The 22,140-nt window shown below is 58.1% G+C and carries 24 protein-coding genes; 23 read left to right on the top strand and 1 reads right to left on the bottom strand.

What is annotated here, in order from left to right; all coding sequences use genetic code 11:
* Positions 1-83: 83 nt before the first annotated feature.
* The 4 genes from yajC (at position 84) to AC07O1_RS23455 (ending at position 3,946) form a co-directional block, all read left to right on the top strand.
* Complete coding sequence (yajC, locus tag AC07O1_RS23470) at positions 84-422, top strand: preprotein translocase subunit YajC (RefSeq protein WP_495011136.1); 339 nt, start codon at positions 84-86, stop codon at positions 420-422.
* Positions 423-484: 62 nt separating this feature from the next.
* Complete coding sequence (gene secD, locus AC07O1_RS23465) at positions 485-2,353, top strand: protein translocase subunit SecD (RefSeq protein ID WP_495090292.1); 1,869 nt, start codon at positions 485-487, stop codon at positions 2,351-2,353.
* Positions 2,354-2,362: 9 nt separating this feature from the next.
* Complete coding sequence (gene secF, locus AC07O1_RS23460; RefSeq protein WP_495090291.1) at positions 2,363-3,277, top strand: protein translocase subunit SecF; 915 nt, start codon at positions 2,363-2,365, stop codon at positions 3,275-3,277.
* A 120-nt stretch (positions 3,278-3,397) separates the two neighbouring features.
* Positions 3,398-3,946: a glycine zipper 2TM domain-containing protein gene (locus tag AC07O1_RS23455; protein WP_494991919.1), complete on the top strand. Its 549-nt coding sequence runs from the start codon at positions 3,398-3,400 to the stop codon at positions 3,944-3,946.
* A gap of 234 nt (positions 3,947-4,180) precedes the next feature.
* Here the strand turns inward: AC07O1_RS23455 and suhB are convergent, their stop codons facing one another.
* A complete protein-coding gene (gene suhB, locus AC07O1_RS23450; RefSeq protein WP_494991920.1) occupies positions 4,181-4,996 on the bottom strand; it encodes a type III secretion system regulator SuhB in 816 nt (271 codons plus the stop codon).
* 305 nt (positions 4,997-5,301) lie between these two features.
* Here suhB and trmJ point away from each other — a divergent pair, with 305 nt between their 5' ends.
* The 19 genes from trmJ to der all read left to right on the top strand — a co-directional run bounded on the left by trmJ (position 5,302) and on the right by der (position 22,061).
* Positions 5,302-6,072 (top strand): tRNA (cytosine(32)/uridine(32)-2'-O)-methyltransferase TrmJ, encoded by a 771-nt coding sequence (gene trmJ / locus AC07O1_RS23445; protein ID WP_495090290.1) that lies wholly within the window; start codon positions 5,302-5,304, stop codon positions 6,070-6,072.
* 2 nt (positions 6,073-6,074) lie between these two features.
* Complete coding sequence (gene cysE / locus AC07O1_RS23440; RefSeq protein WP_494991922.1) at positions 6,075-6,851, top strand: serine O-acetyltransferase; 777 nt, start codon at positions 6,075-6,077, stop codon at positions 6,849-6,851.
* 207 nt (positions 6,852-7,058) lie between these two features.
* On the top strand, positions 7,059-7,550 hold the full coding sequence (gene iscR / locus AC07O1_RS23435; RefSeq protein WP_494991923.1) for a Fe-S cluster assembly transcriptional regulator IscR: 492 nt from the start codon (positions 7,059-7,061) through the stop codon (positions 7,548-7,550).
* Positions 7,551-7,600: 50 nt separating this feature from the next.
* Positions 7,601-8,815 (top strand): IscS subfamily cysteine desulfurase, encoded by a 1,215-nt coding sequence (locus AC07O1_RS23430; protein ID WP_494991924.1) that lies wholly within the window; start codon positions 7,601-7,603, stop codon positions 8,813-8,815.
* 96 nt (positions 8,816-8,911) lie between these two features.
* Positions 8,912-9,298 carry a Fe-S cluster assembly scaffold IscU gene (gene iscU, locus AC07O1_RS23425; RefSeq protein ID WP_003443374.1) on the top strand — a complete coding sequence of 129 codons (387 nt, stop codon included), beginning with the start codon at positions 8,912-8,914 and terminating at the stop codon, positions 9,296-9,298.
* A 53-nt stretch (positions 9,299-9,351) separates the two neighbouring features.
* On the top strand, positions 9,352-9,675 hold the full coding sequence (iscA, locus tag AC07O1_RS23420; RefSeq protein WP_494991925.1) for an iron-sulfur cluster assembly protein IscA: 324 nt from the start codon (positions 9,352-9,354) through the stop codon (positions 9,673-9,675).
* Positions 9,676-9,683: 8 nt separating this feature from the next.
* Positions 9,684-10,205 carry a co-chaperone HscB gene (gene hscB / locus AC07O1_RS23415; RefSeq protein WP_495090289.1) on the top strand — a complete coding sequence of 174 codons (522 nt, stop codon included), beginning with the start codon at positions 9,684-9,686 and terminating at the stop codon, positions 10,203-10,205.
* Between the two features lie 51 nt (positions 10,206-10,256).
* Positions 10,257-12,119: a Fe-S protein assembly chaperone HscA gene (gene hscA / locus AC07O1_RS23410; protein ID WP_495090288.1), complete on the top strand. Its 1,863-nt coding sequence runs from the start codon at positions 10,257-10,259 to the stop codon at positions 12,117-12,119.
* A gap of 3 nt (positions 12,120-12,122) precedes the next feature.
* Entirely contained in the window at positions 12,123-12,464 is a 342-nt protein-coding gene (fdx, locus tag AC07O1_RS23405; protein ID WP_493136123.1) for an ISC system 2Fe-2S type ferredoxin, read from the top strand.
* A 14-nt stretch (positions 12,465-12,478) separates the two neighbouring features.
* Positions 12,479-12,679, top strand: coding sequence for a Fe-S cluster assembly protein IscX (gene iscX / locus AC07O1_RS23400; RefSeq protein ID WP_419118411.1), 201 nt, complete (start codon positions 12,479-12,481; stop codon positions 12,677-12,679).
* A gap of 90 nt (positions 12,680-12,769) precedes the next feature.
* On the top strand, positions 12,770-13,195 hold the full coding sequence (gene ndk / locus AC07O1_RS23395) for a nucleoside-diphosphate kinase (RefSeq protein ID WP_347901853.1): 426 nt from the start codon (positions 12,770-12,772) through the stop codon (positions 13,193-13,195).
* A gap of 28 nt (positions 13,196-13,223) precedes the next feature.
* A complete protein-coding gene (gene rlmN, locus AC07O1_RS23390; protein ID WP_494991929.1) occupies positions 13,224-14,372 on the top strand; it encodes a dual-specificity RNA methyltransferase RlmN in 1,149 nt (382 codons plus the stop codon).
* Between the two features lie 12 nt (positions 14,373-14,384).
* Positions 14,385-15,143: a type IV pilus biogenesis/stability protein PilW gene (gene pilW, locus AC07O1_RS23385; protein ID WP_495090287.1), complete on the top strand. Its 759-nt coding sequence runs from the start codon at positions 14,385-14,387 to the stop codon at positions 15,141-15,143.
* Positions 15,143-16,156 (top strand): RodZ domain-containing protein, encoded by a 1,014-nt coding sequence (locus AC07O1_RS23380; RefSeq protein WP_495090286.1) that lies wholly within the window; start codon positions 15,143-15,145, stop codon positions 16,154-16,156. The genes pilW and AC07O1_RS23380 overlap by 1 nt, the downstream gene beginning before the upstream one ends.
* A gap of 3 nt (positions 16,157-16,159) precedes the next feature.
* A complete protein-coding gene (gene ispG / locus AC07O1_RS23375) occupies positions 16,160-17,269 on the top strand; it encodes a flavodoxin-dependent (E)-4-hydroxy-3-methylbut-2-enyl-diphosphate synthase (protein WP_494991932.1) in 1,110 nt (369 codons plus the stop codon).
* Positions 17,270-17,292: 23 nt separating this feature from the next.
* Positions 17,293-18,582, top strand: a complete 1,290-nt coding sequence (gene hisS, locus AC07O1_RS23370) for a histidine--tRNA ligase (RefSeq protein WP_495090285.1) — start codon at positions 17,293-17,295, stop codon at positions 18,580-18,582.
* A gap of 40 nt (positions 18,583-18,622) precedes the next feature.
* Entirely contained in the window at positions 18,623-19,264 is a 642-nt protein-coding gene (locus AC07O1_RS23365; RefSeq protein ID WP_494991934.1) for a tetratricopeptide repeat protein, read from the top strand.
* Complete coding sequence (gene bamB, locus AC07O1_RS23360) at positions 19,257-20,408, top strand: outer membrane protein assembly factor BamB (protein ID WP_495090330.1); 1,152 nt, start codon at positions 19,257-19,259, stop codon at positions 20,406-20,408. The genes AC07O1_RS23365 and bamB overlap by 8 nt, the downstream gene beginning before the upstream one ends.
* 183 nt (positions 20,409-20,591) lie before the next feature.
* Positions 20,592-22,061 carry a ribosome biogenesis GTPase Der gene (gene der, locus AC07O1_RS23355; protein WP_495011131.1) on the top strand — a complete coding sequence of 490 codons (1,470 nt, stop codon included), beginning with the start codon at positions 20,592-20,594 and terminating at the stop codon, positions 22,059-22,061.
* Positions 22,062-22,140: the final 79 nt, after the last annotated feature.

Genomic DNA, 22,140 nt, shown 5'->3' with positions numbered 1-22,140 from the left:
CTGAGCCTGCTTTCAACGCAGCATGGACGAGCGCAGCCGATATTTGACGGTTTTAAGATCAATTTTTGCAACTGGAGTGCTGTATGAGCTTTTTGATCCCTGCCGCTTTCGCGGATGCTGGTGCACCTGCCGCTGCTGGCCCGATGGGCGGCGGTTTTGAGTGGATTTTCCTGGTCGGCTTCCTGGTCATCTTCTATCTGATGATCTGGCGTCCACAAGCCAAGCGCGCCAAAGAGCAGAAGAACCTGCTCGGTAACTTGCAAAAAGGTGACGAAGTTGTGACCTCTGGCGGTATCGCCGGCAAGATCACCAAAGTAGCTGATGATTTCGTTGTTCTCGAAGTTTCCGACTCGGTAGAGTTGAAGTTCCAGAAAGGCGCTATCGCTGCCACGCTGCCAAAAGGCACGCTGAAAGCGATCTAAGTTTCATCTTTTACCAATCGACGGGGCGCGCAAGGCGCCCCGCGTCATAAGCGGGCGGCGTGATGCTGAACAAATACCCTCTGTGGAAATACATACTGATCCTGGCGGTGCTGGCGATCGGCTCTATTTATTCCGCTCCCAATTTATATCCTGACGATCCGGCCATTCAGGTCAGTGGCGCAAGTACTGCGCTGCAGGTCAATCAGGCCGATCTGGATCGCGTAAGCAAAGCGCTTGCCGATGCCGGGATCACTGTAAAGGCCTCTTCTCTGGCCGCGAACGGCAAGGGCGGCCTGTTGCGTCTGAACAGGCAGGAAGATCAGCTTCCAGCCAAAGACATCGTGCGCAAGGCGTTGGGTGATGACTATGTCGTTGCACTGAACCTGGCACAGACCACGCCAAAATGGCTGCGCAGCCTTGGCGCGCACCCGATGAAGCTGGGTCTTGACTTGTCTGGTGGTGTGCACTTCCTGCTGGAAGTGGACATGGAAAAAGCCCTCGATGCACGCCTGAAAGTCTACGAAGGCGACGTCAAGAGCCTGTTGCGTAAAGAGCGCGTGCGCTATCGCAGCCTGCCGCAACTCGGTGGTGCCATTCAGCTGGGCTTCAGTGATGATGCTTCCCGCGAAGAGGCCCGTGCACTGGTTCGCAAGAATTTCAAAGATTTCGACATTGTTCCAGCCGACCTCAATGGTCAGCCGGTGCTGCGTCTGGCGATGACCCCGGCCAAGCTGGCGGAAATCCGTGAATACTCCATCAAGCAGAACTTGACCACGGTACGTAACCGCGTCAACGAGCTGGGTGTTGCCGAGCCTATCGTTCAGCGCCAGGGGCCTAACCGTATCGTGGTTGAGCTGCCGGGCGTGCAGGATACTGCAGAAGCCAAGCGAATCCTCGGCAAGACGGCTAACCTTGAGTTCCGTCTGGCGGCTGAGCCTGGCGCTTCGAAAGCCACTTCCGAGGAGTTCGAGTTCCGTGAAGGCAAGCGTCCTCCAGCGCTGATCGAGCGTGGCCTGATCATCACGGGTGACCAGGTGACTGACGCCAAGGCGGGCTTCGGCGAGCATGGCACACCAGAAGTGAACATCCGTCTGGATGGCCACGGCGGCGAGCTGATGAGTCGTGCGACTCGCAGCAACGTCGGTCGCAGCATGGCGGTGATCTTCATCGAACAGCGTCCGGTCACCACTTACGTCAAGCAAGTGGTCAACGGCGTCGAGAAAGACGTGCCGGTTCAGAGTTTCAAGGAAGAGAAGAAGATCATCAGCCTGGCGACCATTCAGTCGCCACTGGGTGCGCAGTTCCGCATCACTGGCCTGAACGGTCAGGGCGAGTCTTCCGAGCTGGCACTGTTGCTGCGTGCCGGTGGTCTGGCGGCGCCGATGTACTTCGCTGAAGAACGCACTATCGGTCCGAGCCTGGGTGCTGACAACATCACCAAAGGTATCGATGCATCCCTGTGGGGCATGCTGTTCGTTTCGCTGTTCATCATGGCTATTTACCGCTTCTTCGGTGTCATTGCCACGGTCGCACTGGCGGTGAACATGGTGATGCTGCTGGCCTTGATGTCCTTGCTGGGTGCGACGCTGACCCTGCCAGGTATCGCCGGTATCGTTTTGACCATGGGTATGGCGGTCGACGCCAACGTACTGATCTTCTCGCGGATACGTGAAGAGATCGCTGCCGGCATGACCGTGCAACGGGCAATCAACGAAGGCTTCGGCCGGGCATTCACCGCGATTCTCGACGCCAACCTGACAACACTGTTGGTCGGCGGGATTCTCTTTGCCATGGGCACCGGCCCGGTCAAGGGTTTCGCCGTGACCATGTCCCTCGGGATCTTTACCTCGATGTTCACGGCCATCATGGTGACCCGCGCGATGGTCAACCTGATCTTCGGCGGTCGTGACTTCAAGAAGTTGTGGATTTAAGGGGCTGCCATGTTACGTACAATCAACTTCATGGGCGTTCGCAACTTTGCGTTCGGCGTCACATTGTTCCTTACCGCACTGGCAATGTTCAGTGTCTTTCATAAGGGCATGAACTGGGGTCTGGACTTCACCGGCGGTACGCTCATCGAGCTGACCTACGAGCGTCCGGCCGATGTCACCAAGGTGCGTGAGCAACTGGTTACAGCCGGTTATCACGAAGCCATCGTGCAGAACTTCGGTGCAACCACCGATCTGCTGGTGCGCATGCCTGGCGAAGACCCGCAACTGGGTCACCAGGTGGCTGAAGCGCTGCAGAAAGTCGGCGGCGAAAACCCGGCTCAGGTCAAGCGTGTCGAGTTCGTCGGCCCGCAGGTCGGTGAAGAACTGCGCGACCAGGGCGGCCTCGGCATGCTGATGGCGCTGGGCGGTATCCTGATCTACCTGGCTTTCCGCTTTCAGTGGAAGTTCGCGGTCGGTGCCATTGTCTCGCTGATCCACGACGTGATCGTGACCGTGGGTATACTCTCGTTCTTCCAGGTCACCTTCGACCTGACGGTTTTGGCGGCGGTACTGGCGATCATCGGTTACTCGCTCAACGACACCATCGTGGTATTCGACCGGGTTCGTGAGAACTTCCGTGTGCTGCGCAAGGCCAGCCTGATCGAGAACATCAACATCTCGACCACGCAAACCCTGCTGCGGACCATGGCCACGTCGATCTCCACCTTGCTGGCGATCACCGCTCTGCTGTTCTTTGGTGGCGACAACCTGTTCGGCTTCTCCATCGCCCTGTTTATCGGTGTTCTGGCGGGTACTTACTCGTCGATATACATCGCCAACGTGGTGCTGATCTGGCTGAGCCTGAGCACCGAGGATTTGATTCCTCCGGCTAATACCGAGAAGGAAATCGACGACCGCCCATAAGGGTAATTGTCTCTCTGGCTCCATCCAAAAGGCGCGAGTATTGAACTCGCGCCTTTTTTTGTGCTCCAAGGCTAGGAGAAGCGCGGGCATGTCCCGCTTGTGATGGTCAGGAGGTTCATGATGAACAAGTCGTTACTGGTTGGTGCGGTACTGGGTGCTGTCGGTGTTACTGCCGGGGGTGCTGTTGCCACCTATAAGCTGGTTAAAAGCGGCCCTGAGTATGCGCAAGTGCTGGCTGTTGAGCCGGTCAAACAACAGATCAAGACTCCACGTGAGGTTTGCAGGGATGTCGCCGTGACCCGGCAGGCGCCAGTGAAGGATCAACACCAGATCCTGGGGACGGTGATCGGTGCTGTCGGCGGTGGTTTGTTGGGCAACATGGTGGGTGGCGGTAATGGCAAGAAACTCGCCACCGTCGCAGGTGCAGTTGGCGGCGGTTATGCCGGCAACAAGGTCCAGGAAAACATGCAGAACAAGGACACCTACACCACGACTCAGACCCGCTGCAACACGGTCAATGACATCAGCGACAAGGTCGTAGGTTATGACGTGAGGTATTCGTTGAATGGCAAGGAAGGCAAGGTGCGTATGGATCGTGATCCAGGCAACCAGATCCCGGTCAACAAAGACGGTCAGCTGATTCTCGGTCAGAACCAGCCAGCCCAGTAAGCGAATGCGCTGGGGATCTAATGCTCGGGATCTAATAATGTAGGAGCGAGCTTGCTCGCGATGGACGTTACCGATAACGCGCGTTTTCTGAATAAACGCGTCGCCTTTGAGTCCATCGTCGGAACGCCGCCCGGAGCAAGCTCGCTCCTGCAGGGGTTGTGGTTTGCAAGTTTAATACCCAAATCCCGGCCATAAAAAAAGCACCCCGAAGGGTGCTTTTTTTGTGCCTGGTGCTTAGCGTTTCAGCGAAGCCGGCAGGTGCGGCTGGATGGCCGTCAGTACAGCCTTGAAGCATTTGGTGTTGCCGGCAACAACATGGCCTTTTTCAAGGAAGTCGTGACCACCGGTGAAGTCGCTCACCAGGCCGCCAGCTTCCTGGATCAGCAGGGCGCCTGCAGCCATGTCCCACTCGGACAGGCCTGACTCCCAGAACGCGTCGTAGCGACCGGCGGCAACGTAGGCCAGGTCGAGGCTGGCGGCACCGGCGCGGCGAATGCCGGCGGTCTGGCCAACCAGGCTGCGGAACATGCCCAGGTAGTTGTCGAGGTTGTCCATCTGGTCATCACGGAACGGGAAGCCCGTGCCCAGCAGGGCGCCTTCAAGGCTGGTGCGACCGCTGACACGCAGGCGACGACCGTTGAGCTGAGCGCCGCGACCACGGCTGGCGGTGAATTCTTCCTGGCGAACCGGGTCCAGAACCACTGCGTGTTCCAGGCGGCCACGGTATTTGCAGGCGATGCTGACAGCGAAGTGCGGAACACCGCGCAGGAAGTTGGTGGTGCCGTCCAGTGGGTCGATGATCCACAGGTATTCTTCACCTTCGCCGCTACCGGCGTGCATACCGGTCTCTTCGCCGAGGATGGCGTGAGTCGGGTAAGCCTTGCGCAACGCGTCGATGATCTTCTGCTCGGCAGCGCGATCCACTTCGGACACGTAGTCCTTGGCGTCTTTTTCGTCGACCTTGATGGTATCCAGGCGCTCGATGGAGCGGAAAATCAATTCACTGGCGCTGCGGGCGGCGCGCAGCGCGATATTCAGCATGGGCTGCATGGATGTGTCACCTAAGGTTGTTAAAGAAAGCCGGGCATTCTATCAGAAACTTTCTACAGATGAAGGTCGACGTTCGCTTTCATAGCTTAACGGTGTGTCCCGCCTCGCAAATACGTTCATATTTTGACGAGTGGTCAATGTTGGCAGGCAAGGCGCCACGCCGACTCACGGCTTGCTATGGGGAGAAGCGGCAACGCAGCATGCCGACATTGAGCGCCGTCAAAAGTGAACAGTTATTTTTGAGGCGGGACACTCTGATGCTCTGTAAGATTTGCTCCCCATTTCCCTGTCAGAGAGCACCTCCCTTGCTGCAGAACATTCGTGTCGTCCTGGTCAATACCAGCCATCCGGGGAACATCGGAGGGGCTGCGCGTGCCATGAAGAACATGGGGCTGTCGCGGCTGGTGCTGGTCGAGCCGCGCTTGTTCCCGCACCACGAGGCTGATGCGCGGGCCTCGGGTGCCGGGGACATCCTTGAAAATGCGCAAGTCGTCACCACCTTGGAAGAGGCCTTGGTCGGCTGCAATCTGGTGTTCGGCACCAGCGCCCGTGATCGCCGCATTCCCTGGCCGCTGCTCGATCCGCGCGAGTCTGGTGTGAAGGTGGTCGAAGAAGCGGCGCAGGGCGCCGAGATTGCTCTGGTGTTCGGTCGTGAGGATTCCGGCCTGACCAACGAAGAGCTGCAGCGATGTCATTATCACGTGCATATCCCATCGGACCCTGAGTTCAGCTCGCTGAACCTGGGGGCGGCGGTGCAGGTGCTGAGCTATGAAGTGCGCATGTCCTGGCTGGCGGCGCAAGGCCAGCCGAGCAAGGTCGCGAAGGAAGAAGTGGCGTCGACCAAAAGTGGCGAGTTGGCGACCATGGATGAGTTGGAGCGATTCTATGAGCACCTGGAGCAGACCCTGGTGGCCATTGAGTTCCTCGATCCTGAAAAACCGCGACACTTGATGGCGCGCCTGCGTCGGTTGTACGGACGAAGCTCGGTCAGTCGGGCGGAAATGAATATTTTGCGTGGCATCCTCACGGAAACCCAAAAAGCGGCCCGTGGTGAGCTTCTTAAGCGGAAGGATTAATGATGTTCGAGCGTTTGCGTGAAGATATCCAGAGCGTTTTCCACCGTGACCCGGCGGCGCGTAATGCGTTTGAGGTGCTGACCTGCTATCCCGGTATGCATGCGATCTGGATTCACCGCCTGGCATCGGCGTTGTGGGGGATGGGCTGGAAGTGGCTGGCGCGGGTAGTGTCGAATTTCGGTCGCTGGTTGACCGGGATCGAGATCCATCCGGGGGCCAGGGTCGGTCGGCGCTTCTTTATCGACCACGGCATGGGCATTGTGATCGGCGAAACCGCCGAGATCGGCAATGACGTCACGCTTTACCAGGGTGTGACCCTCGGCGGTACCAGCTGGAATAAAGGCAAGCGCCACCCGACGCTGGAAGACGGCGTAGTGGTAGGGGCGGGCGCCAAGGTTCTCGGGCCGTTCACGGTCGGTGCCGGAGCCAAGGTGGGTTCCAATGCGGTGGTGACCAAGGCGGTGCCGGCCGGTGCAACGGTGGTCGGCATACCGGGGCGGATCATCATGAAGTCCGATGACGAGCAGGAAGCCAAGCGCAAGGCGATGGCGGAAAAACTCGGCTTCGATGCTTATGGCGTCAGCGAAGACATGCCGGACCCGATTGCGCGGGCCATTGGTCAGTTGCTCGACCACCTGCAGGCCGTAGACGGTCGTCTCGAAGGCATGTGTGGTGCGCTCAAGGATCTGGGCAGTAATTACTGCGCCAAAGACTTGCCCGAACTGCGCGAAGAAGACTTCGCCTGTGTAAAAAACAAGGATGAAAGCAAGGCCAGTTGACCACATGGTTTTCTGTAGCAGCAGGCTTCGCCAGCTGCTACAGGTAAATGCCGCGTGTCGCTGGCGTGCCATTATGCTGCGGGCTTTGCTATCATTCGCGCGCTATTTTTGCGGGTAAACCCGAGTAATTCACTAGGTCTTATAGTTGACTTGAATACTCGGGAATTGCATACTCGCCTCCATTCCGAACCTCCGCGGTACCTGTCCATGAGACTGACTACAAAAGGCCGATACGCCGTAACCGCCATGCTTGACCTGGCGTTGCACGCGCAAAACGGGCCGGTGTCCCTGGCCGATATCTCCGAGCGCCAAGGCATCTCCCTGTCCTACCTCGAGCAACTCTTCGCCAAATTGCGCCGTAGCAATCTGGTGTCCAGTGTTCGTGGTCCCGGTGGTGGCTATCAGCTGTCCCGCGACATGCAGGGGATCCAGGTCGCTCAGGTGATCGATGCGGTGAACGAATCGGTCGATGCAACCCGTTGCCAGGGGCAGGGCGATTGCCATTCCGGCGACACCTGTCTGACCCACCACTTGTGGTGCGATCTGAGCCTGCAGATCCATGAATTTCTGAGCGGTATCAGCTTGGCTGACCTTGTGACTCGCCGTGAGGTGCAAGAAGTAGCCCAGCGTCAGGACCAGCGCCGCTGTAATGGCAAGGCGTCACGTCTGGACAAGATTGAAGCGTCCGCCGTCGAATGACAGCCAAAGAGCTAGCGGCACGCCAGCCAGCCTGATTTAGGAGATAGTCCATGAAATTGCCGATTTATCTTGATTACTCTGCGACCACCCCGGTTGATCCGCGAGTCGCACAAAAGATGAGTGAATGCCTGCTGGTCGACGGAAACTTCGGTAACCCGGCGTCCCGTTCCCACGTATTCGGCTGGAAAGCCGAGGAGTCCGTGGAAAACGCTCGTCGTCAGGTCGCGGACCTGGTCAACGCCGACCCACGTGAAATCGTCTGGACCTCCGGTGCCACCGAGTCCGACAACCTGGCAATCAAGGGTGTCGCGCATTTCTATGCCACTAAAGGCAAGCACCTGATCACCACCAAGATCGAACACAAGGCTGTCCTCGACACCATGCGCCAACTGGAGCGTGAAGGTTTCGAAGTGACCTACATCGAGCCTCGTGAAGATGGTCTGGTGACTCCGGAAATGGTTGAAGCTGCACTGCGTGAGGACACCATCCTGGTGTCGGTCATGCACGTGAACAACGAAATTGGCACCATCAACGACATCGCAGCCATCGGCGAACTGACCCGTTCCAAAGGGATCCTGTTCCACGTCGACGCTGCGCAGTCCACCGGCAAGGTCGAGATCGACCTGTCGAAGCTTAAAGTCGACCTGATGTCCTTCTCTGCCCACAAAACCTACGGCCCTAAAGGCATTGGCGCACTGTACGTGAGCCGCAAGCCGCGTGTTCGCATCGAAGCGACCATGCACGGGGGCGGTCACGAGCGTGGCATGCGTTCCGGCACTCTGGCGACTCACCAGATTGTTGGCATGGGCGAAGCGTTCCGCGTAGCCAAGGAAGACATGGCTGCCGAAAACGTACGAATCAAAGCCCTGAGCGACCGTTTCTTCAAGCAGGTCGAAGAGCTGGAAGAGCTGTACATCAATGGCAGCATGACTTCCCGTGTACCGCACAACCTGAACCTGAGCTTCAACTACGTTGAAGGCGAGTCGCTGATCATGGCACTCAAGGATCTGGCAGTTTCCTCCGGTTCGGCCTGCACCTCGGCGTCCCTCGAGCCTTCGTACGTTCTGCGCGCCCTGGGCCGCAACGACGAACTGGCGCACAGCTCGATCCGTTTCACCTTCGGCCGTTTCACCACCGAAGAAGAAATCGACTACGCCGCGAAGAAAGTTTGCGAGGCCGTTACCAAGTTGCGCGCTCTGTCGCCGCTGTGGGACATGTACAAAGATGGCGTCGACATTTCGAAAATCGAGTGGGCGGCACACTGAATATAAGTCGCCGCAAACGGGCTCTGTAAACCTGTCGAATACCGCGTTTTTACAGAGCCTCAAGAGCGACTCTCTGATGAGTGAGGATTAAGAATCATGGCTTACAGCGAAAAGGTCATCGACCACTACGAAAACCCGCGCAACGTCGGCAAGATGGACGCAGAAGATCCTGATGTCGGCACCGGCATGGTTGGCGCTCCAGCATGCGGCGACGTAATGCGCCTGCAAATCAAGGTCAACGAACAAGGCATCATCGAAGACGCCAAGTTCAAGACTTATGGTTGCGGTTCGGCCATTGCCTCAAGCTCCCTGGCGACCGAGTGGATGAAAGGCAAGACTCTGGACGAAGCAGAGACCATCAAGAACACTCAGCTGGCTGAAGAGCTGGCGTTGCCGCCGGTAAAAATTCACTGCTCCGTACTCGCTGAAGACGCCATCAAGGCTGCCGTTCGCGATTACAAGCAGAAGAAAGGCTTGATCTGAGTTTTTTCCGGGGATCAGTTTTCAAAGATCCTGGTATCAAGTAAGGAGTCCCGATGGCTATCAGCATGACAGAAGCGGCTGCTCAACACGTACGACGCTCCCTTGAAGGGCGCGGCAAGGGTGATGGGATTCGTCTGGGTGTTCGCACCACGGGCTGTTCCGGCCTTGCCTATGTGCTGGAGTTTGTCGATAAGGCGGACGCCGAAGATCAGGTATTCGAAAGTCACGGCGTTAAAGTGATCATCGACGCGAAAAGCCTGGTTTACCTGGACGGCACCGAGCTCGATTTCGTCAAGGAAGGATTGAACGAAGGCTTCAAGTTCAATAACCCCAACGTGCGCGGTGAATGTGGCTGCGGCGAAAGCTTCAACATCTGAGGCTGGTCGTGGGTACTCTTTGTCATTTCGCTTTATTTGAACTGCAGCCGAGTTTCCGTCTGGATCTCGACCAGTTGGCTGCGCGCTACCGTGAGTTGGCGCGTGGCGTTCATCCGGACCGCTTCGCTGACGCTTCCGAGCGTGAGCAACGGCTGGCGCTAGAGCAATCCGCGAGCCTCAACGAGGCTTACCAGACGCTCAAGAGTCCCCCGAAACGCGCGCGATACCTGCTCGCCATGGGTGGTCGTGAGCTACCGCTGGAGGTCACGGTGCATGATCCCGAGTTTCTTCTGCAGCAGATGCAATGGCGCGAAGAGCTCGAAGATCTGCAAGACAGTGCCGATCTGGCCGGGATTGCGGTATTCAAGCGTCGCTTGAAAGTTGCTCAGGATGAACTGAACGAAAGCTTCGCGGCTTGCTGGAATGTTGCAGTGCAGCGTGAACAGGCCGAACGCCTGATGCGGCGCATGCAATTCCTCGACAAGCTCACCTACGAAGTGCGCCAGTTAGAAGAGCGCCTCGACGATTAACCCAGTGCCGCCTCGGTCGCACGCCTGATATACAGATAAGTCCAGATAAGCATGGCCCTACTGCAGATCGCCGAACCCGGCCAAAGTCCCCAACCGCACCAGCGTCGTCTGGCTGTGGGTATCGACTTGGGCACTACCAATTCGCTGGTCGCTGCATTGCGCAGTGGTCTTTCCGAACCTCTGGCCGACGCTGACGGGCAGGTAATAATGCCGTCTGCCGTTCGCTATCACGCCGATCGCATTGAAGTGGGCATGGCGGCCAAACTGGCTGCTGCAAGTGACCCGTTCAATACCGTGTTGTCGGTCAAGCGCTTGATGGGTCGTGGTCTGTCCGACGTCAAGCTGTTGGGCGAACAATTGCCGTACCGCTTTGTCGATGGCGAATCGCATATGCCGTTCATCGACACGGTGCAAGGGCCGAAAAGCCCGGTCGAAGTCTCCGCCGATATCCTCAAGGTACTGCGTCAGCGTGCCGAATTGGCTCTGGGCGGCGAGCTGGTGGGCGCGGTGATTACCGTTCCGGCCTATTTCGACGATGCCCAGCGTCAGGCAACCAAGGATGCGGCCAAACTGGCCGGTCTGAATGTTCTGCGTCTGCTCAACGAGCCTACCGCTGCGGCGGTGGCTTATGGTCTGGATCAACACGCCGAAGGCGTCGTTGCGATCTATGACCTGGGCGGCGGTACCTTCGATATTTCGATTTTGCGTCTGACTGGCGGTGTTTTCGAAGTGCTGGCCACTGGCGGCGACAGCGCCCTGGGTGGCGATGACTTCGATCACGCGATCGCCGGCTGGATTATCGGGCAGGCCGGCTTGTCCGCCGACCTCGATCCAGGTGCTCAGCGCAACCTGTTGCAAACCGCTTGTGCCGCCAAGGAAAAGCTGACGGAATCTGATTCGGTCGAAGTCGTCTACGGCGACTGGCGTGCCGAATTGAGCCGTCAGGCGTTCGATGCGCTGATCGAGCCGATGGTTGCGCAGAGCCTGAAAGCTTGCCGACGCGCTGTTCGCGATTCGGGTATTGAGCTGGAAGATGTTCAGGCCGTAGTCATGGTTGGTGGTTCTACCCGTGTTCCGCGTATTCGTGATGCGGTGGCCGAGATGTTTGCTCGTCAGCCGTTGACCGAGATCGATCCGGATCAAGTAGTGGCCATTGGCGCCGCGATCCAGGCCGATACCCTGGCCGGCAACAAGCGTGATGGCGACGAACTGTTGCTGCTTGATGTGATTCCGCTGTCCCTGGGGCTGGAAACCATGGGCGGGTTGATGGAGAAGGTGATTCCACGCAACACCACCATCCCTGTCGCGCGGGCTCAGGACTTCACGACGTACAAAGATGGCCAGTCGGCCATGATGATTCATGTGTTGCAGGGTGAGCGCGAGCTGATCAGCGATTGCCGCTCCCTGGCGCGTTTTGAATTGCGCGGCATTCCGGCCATGGTCGCTGGCGCAGCGAAAATTCGTGTGACCTTCCAGGTCGATGCCGACGGCTTGCTCAGCGTTGCGGCCCGTGAATTGGGTTCGGGCGTTGAAGCCAGTATCCAGGTCAAGCCGTCCTACGGCCTGACCGACGGCGAAATCGCCCGGATGCTCAAGGATTCGTTCCAGTACGCCAACGACGATAAGGTCGCCCGGGTGCTGCGTGAGCAGCAAGTCGATGCCCAGCGCCTGATCGAAGCGGTGCAGGGCGCCCTCGATGTCGACGGCGAGCGCCTGCTCGATGCCGAAGAGCGCATGGTTATCGAATTGCAGATGCAAGAATTGACTGAATTGATGCAAGGCACCGATGGCTATGCCATCGAGCAGCAGACCAAGCGTCTGTCGCAAGTGACCGATGCCTTTGCTGCCCGCCGCCTGGATTCGACGGTGAAAGCCGCTCTGGCGGGGCGCAACCTGAATGAAATCGAGGAATAACTGATGCCGCAGATCATTTTTCTGCCACACGCCGAGCATTGCCCGGACGGTTTGGTTGTAGAGGCTGAGACCGGCAAGTCCATCCTCGAAGTGGCCCATGACAACCATATCGAGATCGAGAGCGCCTGCGGCGGCGTCTGTGCCTGCACCACCTGTCACTGCATCATCCGCGAAGGTTTTGACTCGCTGGAAGAGGCCGATGAGCTGGAAGAGGACTATCTTGATCGGGCCTGGGGTCTGGAAGCGCAGTCGCGTCTGACCTGCCAGGCAATCGTCGGGACTGAAGACCTGACTGTCGAAATTCCGAAATACTCGCTTAACCATGCAGCCGAAGCGCCGCACTGATTCAAGGAACCGTCATGAGTCTTAAATGGGTTGATGTACTGGAAATCGCGATCCAGCTGGCTGAGAGCAAGCCGGATGTTGATCCGCTTTCGGTCAACTTCGTCGATCTGCACCGCTGGGTTCTGGAATTGCCGGATTTCAGTGACGATCCCAAGCATGGCGGCGAGAAAGTGCTCGAGGCCATTCAGGCTGCCTGGATCGAAGAAGCAGACTGAACGTACCCTACGCAGTTAGGCAATCCCTCTAAACCCGCGTATAATTCGCGGGTTTAATTTTTCGCAAATTACCGTTTCTGGAGTTACACCATGGCTGTTCAACGTACTTTCTCCATCATCAAGCCTGACGCAGTTGCAAAAAACGTGACTGGCGAGATCATCACCCGTTTCGAAAAAGCTGGCCTGCGCGTTGTAGCTTCGAAAATGAAGCAACTGTCCAAAGCTGAAGCTGAAGGCTTCTACGCTGAGCACAGCGCTCGTGGTTTCTTCGGCGACCTGGTTGCTTTCATGATCTCCGGTCCGGTTGTCGTTCAGGTTCTGGAAGGCGAAAACGCTATCGCTCTGAACCGTGAGCTGATGGGCGCTACCAACCCTAAAGAAGCTGCTGCCGGCACCATCCGCGCCGACTTCGCTGATTCCATCGACGCCAACGCGGTGCACGGTTCGGACTCCGAAGCCGCTGCCGCTCGCGAAATCTCGTACTTTTTCGCAGCTACTGAAGTAACCACTCGCTAAGCATTGGCTTATGAGTGAAGGTGAATCCATGACTACATCGACTGCAAAAACTAACCTGCTGGGTCTGACTCAGCTGGAAATGGAAAAATTCTTCGACTCAATCGGGGAGAAGCGTTTCCGTGCCGGTCAGGTAATGAAGTGGATTCACCACCTTGGCGTCGATGATTTCGACGCCATGACGAACGTCAGCAAGGCCTTGCGCGACAAGCTCAAGGCTATTGCCGAAGTTCGCGGCCCCGAAGTGGTCAGCGAGGACATCTCCAGCGACGGCACCCGTAAGTGGGTGGTGCGCGTGGCGTCCGGCAGCTGCGTCGAGACCGTGTACATTCCCCAGGGCAAACGCGGCACTCTGTGCGTTTCGTCCCAGGCAGGCTGTGCCCTGGATTGCAGTTTCTGCTCCACCGGCAAGCAAGGTTTCAACAGCAACCTCACCGCCGCCGAAGTCATCGGCCAGGTGTGGATTGCCAATAAATCGTTCGGCAGCATCCCGGCAACCGCCGACCGTGCCATCACCAACGTGGTGATGATGGGCATGGGTGAGCCGCTGCTGAACTTCGACAACGTCGTTGCCGCCATGCACCTGATGATGGACGACCTGGGTTACGGCATCTCCAAGCGCCGTGTGACCCTGTCGACCTCGGGCGTGGTGCCGATGATCGATGAGCTGTCCAAGCACATCGACGTTTCCCTGGCGTTGTCCCTGCACGCACCGAACGATGCGCTGCGTAACCAGTTGGTACCGATCAACAAGAAGTATCCGCTGAAAATGCTCCTCGAGTCCTGCCGCCGCTACATGTCGTCCCTGGGCGAAAAGCGCGTGCTGACCATCGAGTACACCTTGCTCAAGGACATCAATGACAAGGTCGAGCATGCGGTTGAAATGATCGAGTTGCTCAAGGACACGCCTTGCAAGATCAACCTGATCCCGTTCAACCCGTTCCCCCATTCCGGTTACGAGCGGCCGAGCAACAACGCCATCCGTCGTTTCCAGGATCAACTTCATCACGCTGGCTTCAATGTCACCGTGCGCACCACCCGTGGCGAAGACATCGACGCCGCGTGTGGCCAGTTGGTAGGACAGGTGCTGGATCGCACCCGTCGTAGCGAGCGTTATATCGCTGTGCGTGAGTTGAACGCTGAGTCTGATATGCCGCAAAGCGCTACGAATCGTACTTAAGAGAGGATCTCTATGTCTCTGCGCGTCGCGCTGCTTGTGCTTTTCGCCAGTCTGTCGGCTGGTTGTGTTTCATCGGGTGATTTCAGCCCGATGAAAACGAGCAAGGGGCGGGACGAGGCGCGTGCGGCATACGTGCAGCTGGGTCTTGGGTATCTGCAGCAGGGGATGATCGAGCGAGCGAAAGCTCCGTTGAAGAAAGCCCTGGATCTGGATGGCTCGGACGCCGATGCGAACGCGGCCCTGGGGCTGGTGTTCCAGGCCGAGATGGAGCCTGAACTCGCTGACCAGCATTTTCGCAAGGCATTGTCCTCGCGTCCCGCTGATGCGCGTATCCTGAACAATTACGGCAGCTTTCTCTTTGAAGAAAAGCGTTATGAAGACGCTTACCAGCGCTTCGAACAAGCCGCTGCCGATACGCTTTATCCTGAGCGTTCGCGGGTTTTCGAGAACCTGGGTATGACTGCTTCAATGCTCGGTCAGCGTGATCTGGCCAGGCAGCAACTGGAAAAAGCCCTGCGTTTGAACCGCCAACAACCCCGCGCATTGCTGGAAATGGCTGAGTTGTCATTCGAAGACAGGCATTATGTGCCCGCGCGTGGTTACTACGATCGTTTTAGCCTGCTGGCCGAGCAAAATGCACGTAGTCTATTGCTCGGCGTTCGGCTGGCAAAAGTGTTCGAAGATCGCGACAAGGCCGCAAGTGCAGGCCTGCAATTAAAACGACTCTATCCCGGTACGCCGGAATATCAGCAATACCTGTCGGAGCAATGATGAAAGCGGCGCATCCCGAAGTTGTAGCAGCGACTCGCGTAAACCCAGGTGAGACCTTGCGTCAGGCCCGCGAAAGCAATGGTTGGTCGCTGGCGGAAGTGGCTCTGAAGCTCAACCTTACCGTAGGCTCATTGAGCAATCTGGAAACGGGTGCTTTCGACAAGTTGCCAGGGCATACCTTTGCCCGTGGCTATATTCGTGCCTACGCCAAGTTGCTGGGCATGGACCAGGCCGTATTGGTCCAGCAATTCGACCAATACTCCGGTACCGACGCCCAAGGCAGCAGCGTGCACAGCCTGGGTCGCATCGAAGAACCTGTACGGGTTTCCCACACCATTTTGCGTATCGTCAGCCTGCTGTTGCTGATTGCCGTGATCGGCGGCGGCTTTGTCTGGTGGCAGGATCAGACCTCCTTGCGCACCAAGGACCTGATTGCAATCACCCCGGAACACGTCGAAGTCGAAGGGGCCGATGGCACCACGCAGATTCACCCGCTCGACGAGCCGGAAGATCAAGCGGTAGTCGAAGCTCAAACCGAAGCTTCGACCAGTCTCGCTTTGCCTGAGGGCCAGCCGCCGGCTGAAGTCCAGGCCAATGCGGCTGCACCGGCTCCAGGCGCTCCAGTCGTCGTGGCGCCAAGCGTACCGACCGCTGCAACTCACACCGCACCTGTTCCGGTTGTTGCGACGCCAGCTCCTGCTGCACCTGTGACTAAACCGGTAGTTCCTGCAGCGCCTGCGCCTGCGCCTGCCGCGACGGCGCCAGTTGCTGGTACCGGTCAGGTTCGGCTGCAATTTACCTCCGATTGCTGGGCTCAGGTTACCGACGGCACCGGCAAAGTGCTGTTGAGCGGTCTCAAGCGCAAAGGCTCGACCGCCGAGGTCAGCGGTAAACCACCGTTTTCCGTGCGTCTGGGCTATGCCCGTGGGGCGCAGGTCAGCTACAACGGCCAGGCGGTCGATATCGCTCCGTTCACCAGTGGCGAGACTGCTCGCCTGAAGTTAGGTCAATAAGTCATGCACGGCGAATCTCCAATCAAACGTCGCGAGTCCCGCAAAATCTGGGTTGGCTCCGTACCCGTGGGCGGCGATGCGCCCATCGCGGTGCAGAGCATGACCAACAGTGACACCAATGATGTCGCAGCGACCGTAGCCCAGATCAATCGCCTGGAAGCTGCCGGCGTCGATATCGTGCGCATTTCCGTGCCGGATATGGACGCCGCCGAAGCCTTTGGCCGGATCAAGCAATTGGTCAAAGTGCCTTTGGTCGCCGATATCCACTTCGACTACAAGATTGCACTGCGCGTGGCCGAACTCGGTGTCGACTGCCTGCGAATCAACCCGGGCAACATTGGTCGTGAAGACCGTGTGCGTGCCGTGGTCGATGCCGCCCGTGATCGCGGGATCCCGATCCGTATCGGCGTCAACGCCGGCTCGCTGGAAAAAGACCTGCAAAAGAAATACGGCGAGCCGACCCCTGCTGCGCTGGTCGAGTCTGCATTGCGTCATGTCGAGCACCTTGAGCGCTTGAACTACAAGGATTTCAAAGTCAGCGTAAAAGCCTCCGATGTGTTCATGGCCGTCGAGGCTTATCGCCTGCTGGCCAAGGAAATCATTCAACCCCTGCACCTGGGTATCACCGAAGCCGGTGGTTTGCGTTCAGGCACAGTGAAATCTGCCGTGGGCCTCGGTATGCTGCTGGCCGACGGGATTGGCGATACTATTCGCATCTCGTTGGCGGCCGACCCGGTAGAGGAAGTGAAAGTCGGCTACGACATTCTCAAATCCCTGCACCTGCGGTCCCGTGGTATCAACTTCATCGCCTGCCCAAGCTGTTCGCGGCAGAACTTCGATGTGGTGAAAACCATGAATGAACTGGAAGTGCGCCTTGAAGACTTGCTGGTGCCACTGGATGTTGCGGTCATCGGTTGTGTAGTGAACGGTCCGGGCGAAGCCAAAGAGGCTCACATCGGCCTGACCGGTGGTACACCGAACCTGATCTATATCGACGGCAAGCCAGCGCAGAAATTGACGAATGACAATCTGGTGGATGAGCTGGAACGGCTGATCCGCCAGAAGGCGGCCGAAAAGGTCGAAGCCGACGCGGCGCTGATCGCCCGCGGCTGATCGAACGAATTTAAGGATTTATAGTGAGCAAGTCTCTGCAAGCCATTCGTGGCATGAACGACATCCTGCCCGAGCAGACCCCCCTGTGGCGTCATTTCGAAGGTACCGTCTCGCGTCTGCTGGATAACTACGGTTACAAGCAGATCCGCATGCCGATCGTTGAATTCACCGAGCTGTTCAAGCGCTCCATCGGTGAAGTGACCGACATCGTCGAAAAAGAGATGTACACCTTCGACGACCGCAACGGCGACTCTCTGACCCTGCGCCCTGAAGGCACAGCGGCCTGCGTGCGTGCTGTGCTTGAGCACGGCATCACCGGCGGTGGCCAGGTGCAGAAACTCTGGTACATCGGCCCGATGTTCCGCCACGAGCGTCCGCAGAAAGGCCGTTATCGCCAGTTCCACCAGATTGGTTGCGAGGTCTTCAACCTTGATGGTCCGGACATCGACGCCGAACTGATCGTGCTGACCTGGCGCCTGTGGGGCGAGCTGGGCATCCGTGACGCGGTCAAGCTCGAACTCAACAGCCTGGGCACCAGCGAATCTCGCGGTCGTTACCGCGAAGCACTGGTCGAGTACCTGACGGCACGTCTGGACCAGCTGGACGAAGACAGCCAGCGCCGTCTGAAAACCAACCCGCTGCGAGTGCTGGATACCAAGAACGCCGATACCCAGGCGGCACTGCTCGATGCACCGAAGATGGCTGACTACCTCGACGAAGAGTCCCGCACTCACTTCGCGGGCCTGAAGGCGCGTCTGGACGCTGCCGGCATTCCTTATGTGATCAACCCGAAGCTGGTACGCGGGCTGGATTACTACAGCAAAACCGTATTCGAATGGGTCACCGACAAGCTCGGTGCCCAGGGCACTGTCTGCGCGGGCGGCCGTTACGACGGTCTGGTCGAGCAGATGGGCGGCAAGCCGACCCCGGGCGTTGGTTTCGCCATGGGCATCGAGCGTCTGGTGCTGCTGCTCGAAACCCTGGAGCAGATCCCGGAAGAAATCTCCCGTCAGGTTGATGTCTACCTTTGCGCCTTCGGTGAAGCTGCTGAACTCGCAGCGCTGGCATTGAGCGAGCGGGTACGTGATCAATTGCCAAACCTGCGTCTGCAGATCAACGCCGGCGCCGGTAGCTTCAAAAGCCAGTTCAAGAAGGCCGACAAGAGCGGTGCGCTGTATGCATTGATCCTCGGTGACGACGAAATGGCCCAGCAAGTGGTCGGTTTCAAACCCTTGCGTGGCCAGGGCGAACAACAAAGCATTGCCTGGGATGCGCTTGCCGCTCACCTGGCCACCTGCGTCGTGCAGGGTTGAAGCTGTCAAACAGCCGATTTAGCGAATAAGGAGTATTGGGGTGTCGAGTACCGAAGACGAACATCTGGCGGAATTCAAAGACTGGTGGCAGCGTAACGGCAAACCTCTAGTGACCGGCGGCCTGTTGGCGCTGGTCATCGTGTTCGGCTGGCAGGCGTTTCATAAGTATCAGAGCAACCAGTCGCAAGGTGCCTCGATGCTCTACCAGCAATTGCTGGAAACCACGCTGACCCCTGATGGCAAGCCGGATGCGGCCCGTGTTGCGGATCTGGCCGGCAAGCTCAACAGCGAGTTCGCGGGCACTGCCTACGCGCAATACGGCAGCCTGTTCGTGGCGAAAGTCGCGGTCGATACCGGCAAGCTGGACGACGCGGCGAGCGAGCTCAAAGCTGTCGCCGACAAACCGGCCAACCCGGCCCTGGGCGAAATCGCGCGTCAGCGTCTGGCTCAGGTGCTGGCAGCACAGAACAAGCCTGACGAAGCGCTGAAGCTGCTCGAAGGCGATGCTGACAAGGCATTCCTGGCCACTCGTGAAGAGCTCAAGGGTGACCTGCTGGTCCAATTGGGTCGTACCGACGAAGCCCATGCTGCGTATCAAAAGGCCAAGGCTGCGCTGTCTGATGAAGCAGCGGTCGATGGCTTACAAATCAAGCTGGACGACCTGGCCAAAGGGGATGCGTGACGTGATCCGTTGGAAACATGCAGCATTGCTGGCTCTGGCCATTCTGGCCGCGGGTTGCAGCAGCAACAGCAAAAAAGAACTGCCACCGGCTGAACTGGTCAACTTCAAAGAAGAAGTTGTTCTGCAAAAGCAGTGGAGCCGTTCGATCGGTAATGGCCAGGGCGATACCTACAACATGTTGGTGCCGGCTATCGACGGCGACACCCTCTATGCTGGCGATGTAACTGGCGTGGTGATGGCGCTGGATCGAAGCAATGGCGACGTCAAATGGAAGAAAAATCTTGATCTGCGTGTTTCCGGCGCCGTTGGCGTTGGTTATGGTCTGGTCCTGATCGGTACGCTCAAAGGCCAGGTGGTAGCGCTGGATTCCAGCACCGGTGAAGAGAAATGGCGCGCTCGCGTGACCAGTGAAGTCCTCGCACCGCCTGCCACCAACGGTGATGTGGTTGTGGTCCAGACTCAGGATGACCGTCTGATCGGCCTCGACGCTGCTACCGGTAATCAACGCTGGCTCTACGACAGTACCCCGGCGGTCCTGACCCTGCGTGGCACCAGTGCGCCGATCGTCACCAATCGCCTGGCGATTGCCGGCTTGTCGACGGGTAAAGTCGTTGCTCTTGATATTCGCAACGGTGTGCCGATCTGGGAGCAACGCATCGCGATTCCGCAAGGACGTTCGGAGCTCGAACGTGTGGTCGACATCGACGGCGGCCTGCTGTTGTCCGGTGGCACCCTGTATGTGGCCAGCTATCAAGGTCGCGTTGCGGCTCTGGACCTGGAAAGCGGTCGTCCGCTCTGGCAGCGTGATGCTTCCAGCTATGCAGGCGTCGCTCAAGGCTTTGGCAGCGTTTACGTGAGCCTGTCTTCGGGTACCGTTGAAGGTGTCGACGAGCGTTCCACCACTGCATTGTGGAGCAACGACTCGCTGGCCCGCCGTCAACTGTCGGCACCGGAAGTGTTCTCCAGCTACGTTGCAGTCGGTGACATGGAAGGCTACCTGCACCTGCTGAGCCAGGTGGATGGCCGTTTCGTCGGCCGTGAACGCATCGACAGCGACGGCCTGCGTGCTCGTCCGCTGGTGGTGGGCGACACGATTTATGTGTATGGCAACAGTGGCAAGCTGGAAGCCCTGACCATCAAGTAAGAACTATGCTGGACCTATAGGTAGGAGCGAGCTCGCTCGCGAAGGACGTCAACGATAACGCGTACAGTCTGGATAAACGCGGTGTTATGACGTTCTTCGCGAACAAGTTCGCTCCTACACGAGCACCAGCCGCTGCCTAGCAGCGGCTTTTGTATTTTCTGAAATAACGAAGTGGAGAGCCGCATGGTTCCCGTAATCGCCCTGGTGGGCCGACCGAACGTCGGCAAGTCCACCTTGTTCAACCGCCTGACCAGGACCCGTGACGCCATTGTCGGCGACCTGTCCGGTCTGACCCGTGATCGCCAATACGGTGAGGCAAAGTGGCAAGGGCGCTCCTACATTCTGGTCGACACCGGTGGTATTTCCGGTGACGAGCATGGCATGGACGAAAAAATGGCCGAGCAGTCGCTGCTGGCCATTGAAGAAGCCGATGTCGTCCTGTTCCTGGTAGACGCCCGCGCAGGTTTCACTGCTGCTGACCAAATGATTGGCGAGCACCTGCGCAAGCGTAACAAGCGTTCCTACGTGGTCGCCAACAAGGTCGACAACATCGATCCTGAGCTGGCCCGCGCCGAGTTCAGCCCGTTGGGCATGGGCGACGCGATCCCGATCGCCGGTGCTCACGGCCGCGGCATCACTCAGATGCTGGAAATCTGCCTGCGCGAATTCCCCAAAGATGAGGAAGAGCCGGAAGAGGGCGAAGCTGAAATCGTCGAGGAAGGTCAGGAAGCCAAGCGCATTCCAGGTCCGAGCGAAAAAGACGGTATCAAGATCGCCATCATCGGTCGTCCGAACGTCGGCAAGTCGACGTTGGTCAACCGTATGCTCGGCGAAGACCGGGTTATCGTTTATGACGAGCCCGGCACCACGCGCGACAGTATCTACATTCCCTTCGAGCGTAACGAAGAGAAGTACACGCTGATCGACACCGCGGGTGTGCGCAAGCGCGGCAAGATCCACGAGGAAGTCGAAAAGTTCTCCGTGGTGAAAACCCTGCAGGCGATCAAAGACGCCAACGTGGTGGTTTTCGTCATGGACGCCCGCGAAGGGGTGGTCGACCACGACCTCAACCTGCTGGGCTTCGTGCTGGAAGCGGGTCGTGCGCTGGTTATCGCACTGAACAAGTGGGATGGCATGGAGCCGAGCGAACGCGAGTTCGTGAAGATCGAGCTGCAACGCCGGTTGTTCTTCGTAGACTTCGCCGACATTCACTTCATCTCGGCCTTGCACGGCACTGGCGTGGGCAACCTCTATCAGTCGGTGCAGAACTCGTTCAAGTCCGCGGTTACCCGCTGGCCGACCAACCGTCTGACTCAGATTCTTGAAGATGCGGTGGGTGAACACGCGCCACCGATGGTCAACAACCGTCGGATCAAACTGCGTTATGCCCACCTGGGCGGAGCCAACCCGCCGATCATCGTGATCCACGGTAACCAGGTCGAGCGCGTTCCGAAGTCCTACGTCCGTTATCTGGAAAACACTTACCGCCGTGTCTTGAAACTGGTCGGTACGCCGATCCGGATCGAGTTCAAAGGTGGCGAGAACCCGTACGAAGGCAACAAGAACACGCTTACCGACCGCCAGGTCAACAAGAAGCGCCGTTTGATGACTCACCACAAGAAAGCCGAGAAGAAGCGTAAAGACAAACGCTGATTGGGCTATGTGAAATGATCGTTCCCATGCTCCCGCGTGGGAATGCATCTCGTGACGCTCCGCGTCACCTGGACGCGGA

The sequence above is a fragment of the Pseudomonas sp. GW821-FHT07G10 genome (assembly GCF_059418545.1).
The sequence above is the reverse complement of the archived record's forward strand: the minus strand, read 5'-3'. Positions and strand labels throughout refer to the sequence as shown.

Bases quoted from the DNA above. Each gene is read 5' to 3' on its own strand.
- yajC (WP_495011136.1), top strand. From the start codon at position 84: ATGAGCTTTTTGATCCCTGCCGCTTTCGCGGATGCTGGTGCACCTGCC.
- secD (WP_495090292.1), top strand. From the start codon at position 485: ATGCTGAACAAATACCCTCTGTGGAAATACATACTGATCCTGGCGGTG.
- secF (WP_495090291.1), top strand. From the start codon at position 2,363: ATGTTACGTACAATCAACTTCATGGGCGTTCGCAACTTTGCGTTCGGC.
- AC07O1_RS23455 (WP_494991919.1), top strand. From the start codon at position 3,398: ATGAACAAGTCGTTACTGGTTGGTGCGGTACTGGGTGCTGTCGGTGTT.
- suhB (WP_494991920.1), bottom strand. From the start codon at position 4,996: ATGCAGCCCATGCTGAATATCGCGCTGCGCGCCGCCCGCAGCGCCAGT.
- cysE (WP_494991922.1), top strand. From the start codon at position 6,075: ATGTTCGAGCGTTTGCGTGAAGATATCCAGAGCGTTTTCCACCGTGAC.
- iscR (WP_494991923.1), top strand. From the start codon at position 7,059: ATGAGACTGACTACAAAAGGCCGATACGCCGTAACCGCCATGCTTGAC.
- AC07O1_RS23430 (WP_494991924.1), top strand. From the start codon at position 7,601: ATGAAATTGCCGATTTATCTTGATTACTCTGCGACCACCCCGGTTGAT.
- iscU (WP_003443374.1), top strand. From the start codon at position 8,912: ATGGCTTACAGCGAAAAGGTCATCGACCACTACGAAAACCCGCGCAAC.
- iscA (WP_494991925.1), top strand. From the start codon at position 9,352: ATGGCTATCAGCATGACAGAAGCGGCTGCTCAACACGTACGACGCTCC.
- hscA (WP_495090288.1), top strand. From the start codon at position 10,257: ATGGCCCTACTGCAGATCGCCGAACCCGGCCAAAGTCCCCAACCGCAC.
- fdx (WP_493136123.1), top strand. From the start codon at position 12,123: ATGCCGCAGATCATTTTTCTGCCACACGCCGAGCATTGCCCGGACGGT.
- iscX (WP_419118411.1), top strand. From the start codon at position 12,479: ATGAGTCTTAAATGGGTTGATGTACTGGAAATCGCGATCCAGCTGGCT.
- ndk (WP_347901853.1), top strand. From the start codon at position 12,770: ATGGCTGTTCAACGTACTTTCTCCATCATCAAGCCTGACGCAGTTGCA.
- rlmN (WP_494991929.1), top strand. From the start codon at position 13,224: ATGACTACATCGACTGCAAAAACTAACCTGCTGGGTCTGACTCAGCTG.
- pilW (WP_495090287.1), top strand. From the start codon at position 14,385: ATGTCTCTGCGCGTCGCGCTGCTTGTGCTTTTCGCCAGTCTGTCGGCT.
- AC07O1_RS23380 (WP_495090286.1), top strand. From the start codon at position 15,143: ATGAAAGCGGCGCATCCCGAAGTTGTAGCAGCGACTCGCGTAAACCCA.
- ispG (WP_494991932.1), top strand. From the start codon at position 16,160: ATGCACGGCGAATCTCCAATCAAACGTCGCGAGTCCCGCAAAATCTGG.
- bamB (WP_495090330.1), top strand. From the start codon at position 19,257: ATGCGTGACGTGATCCGTTGGAAACATGCAGCATTGCTGGCTCTGGCC.
- der (WP_495011131.1), top strand. From the start codon at position 20,592: ATGGTTCCCGTAATCGCCCTGGTGGGCCGACCGAACGTCGGCAAGTCC.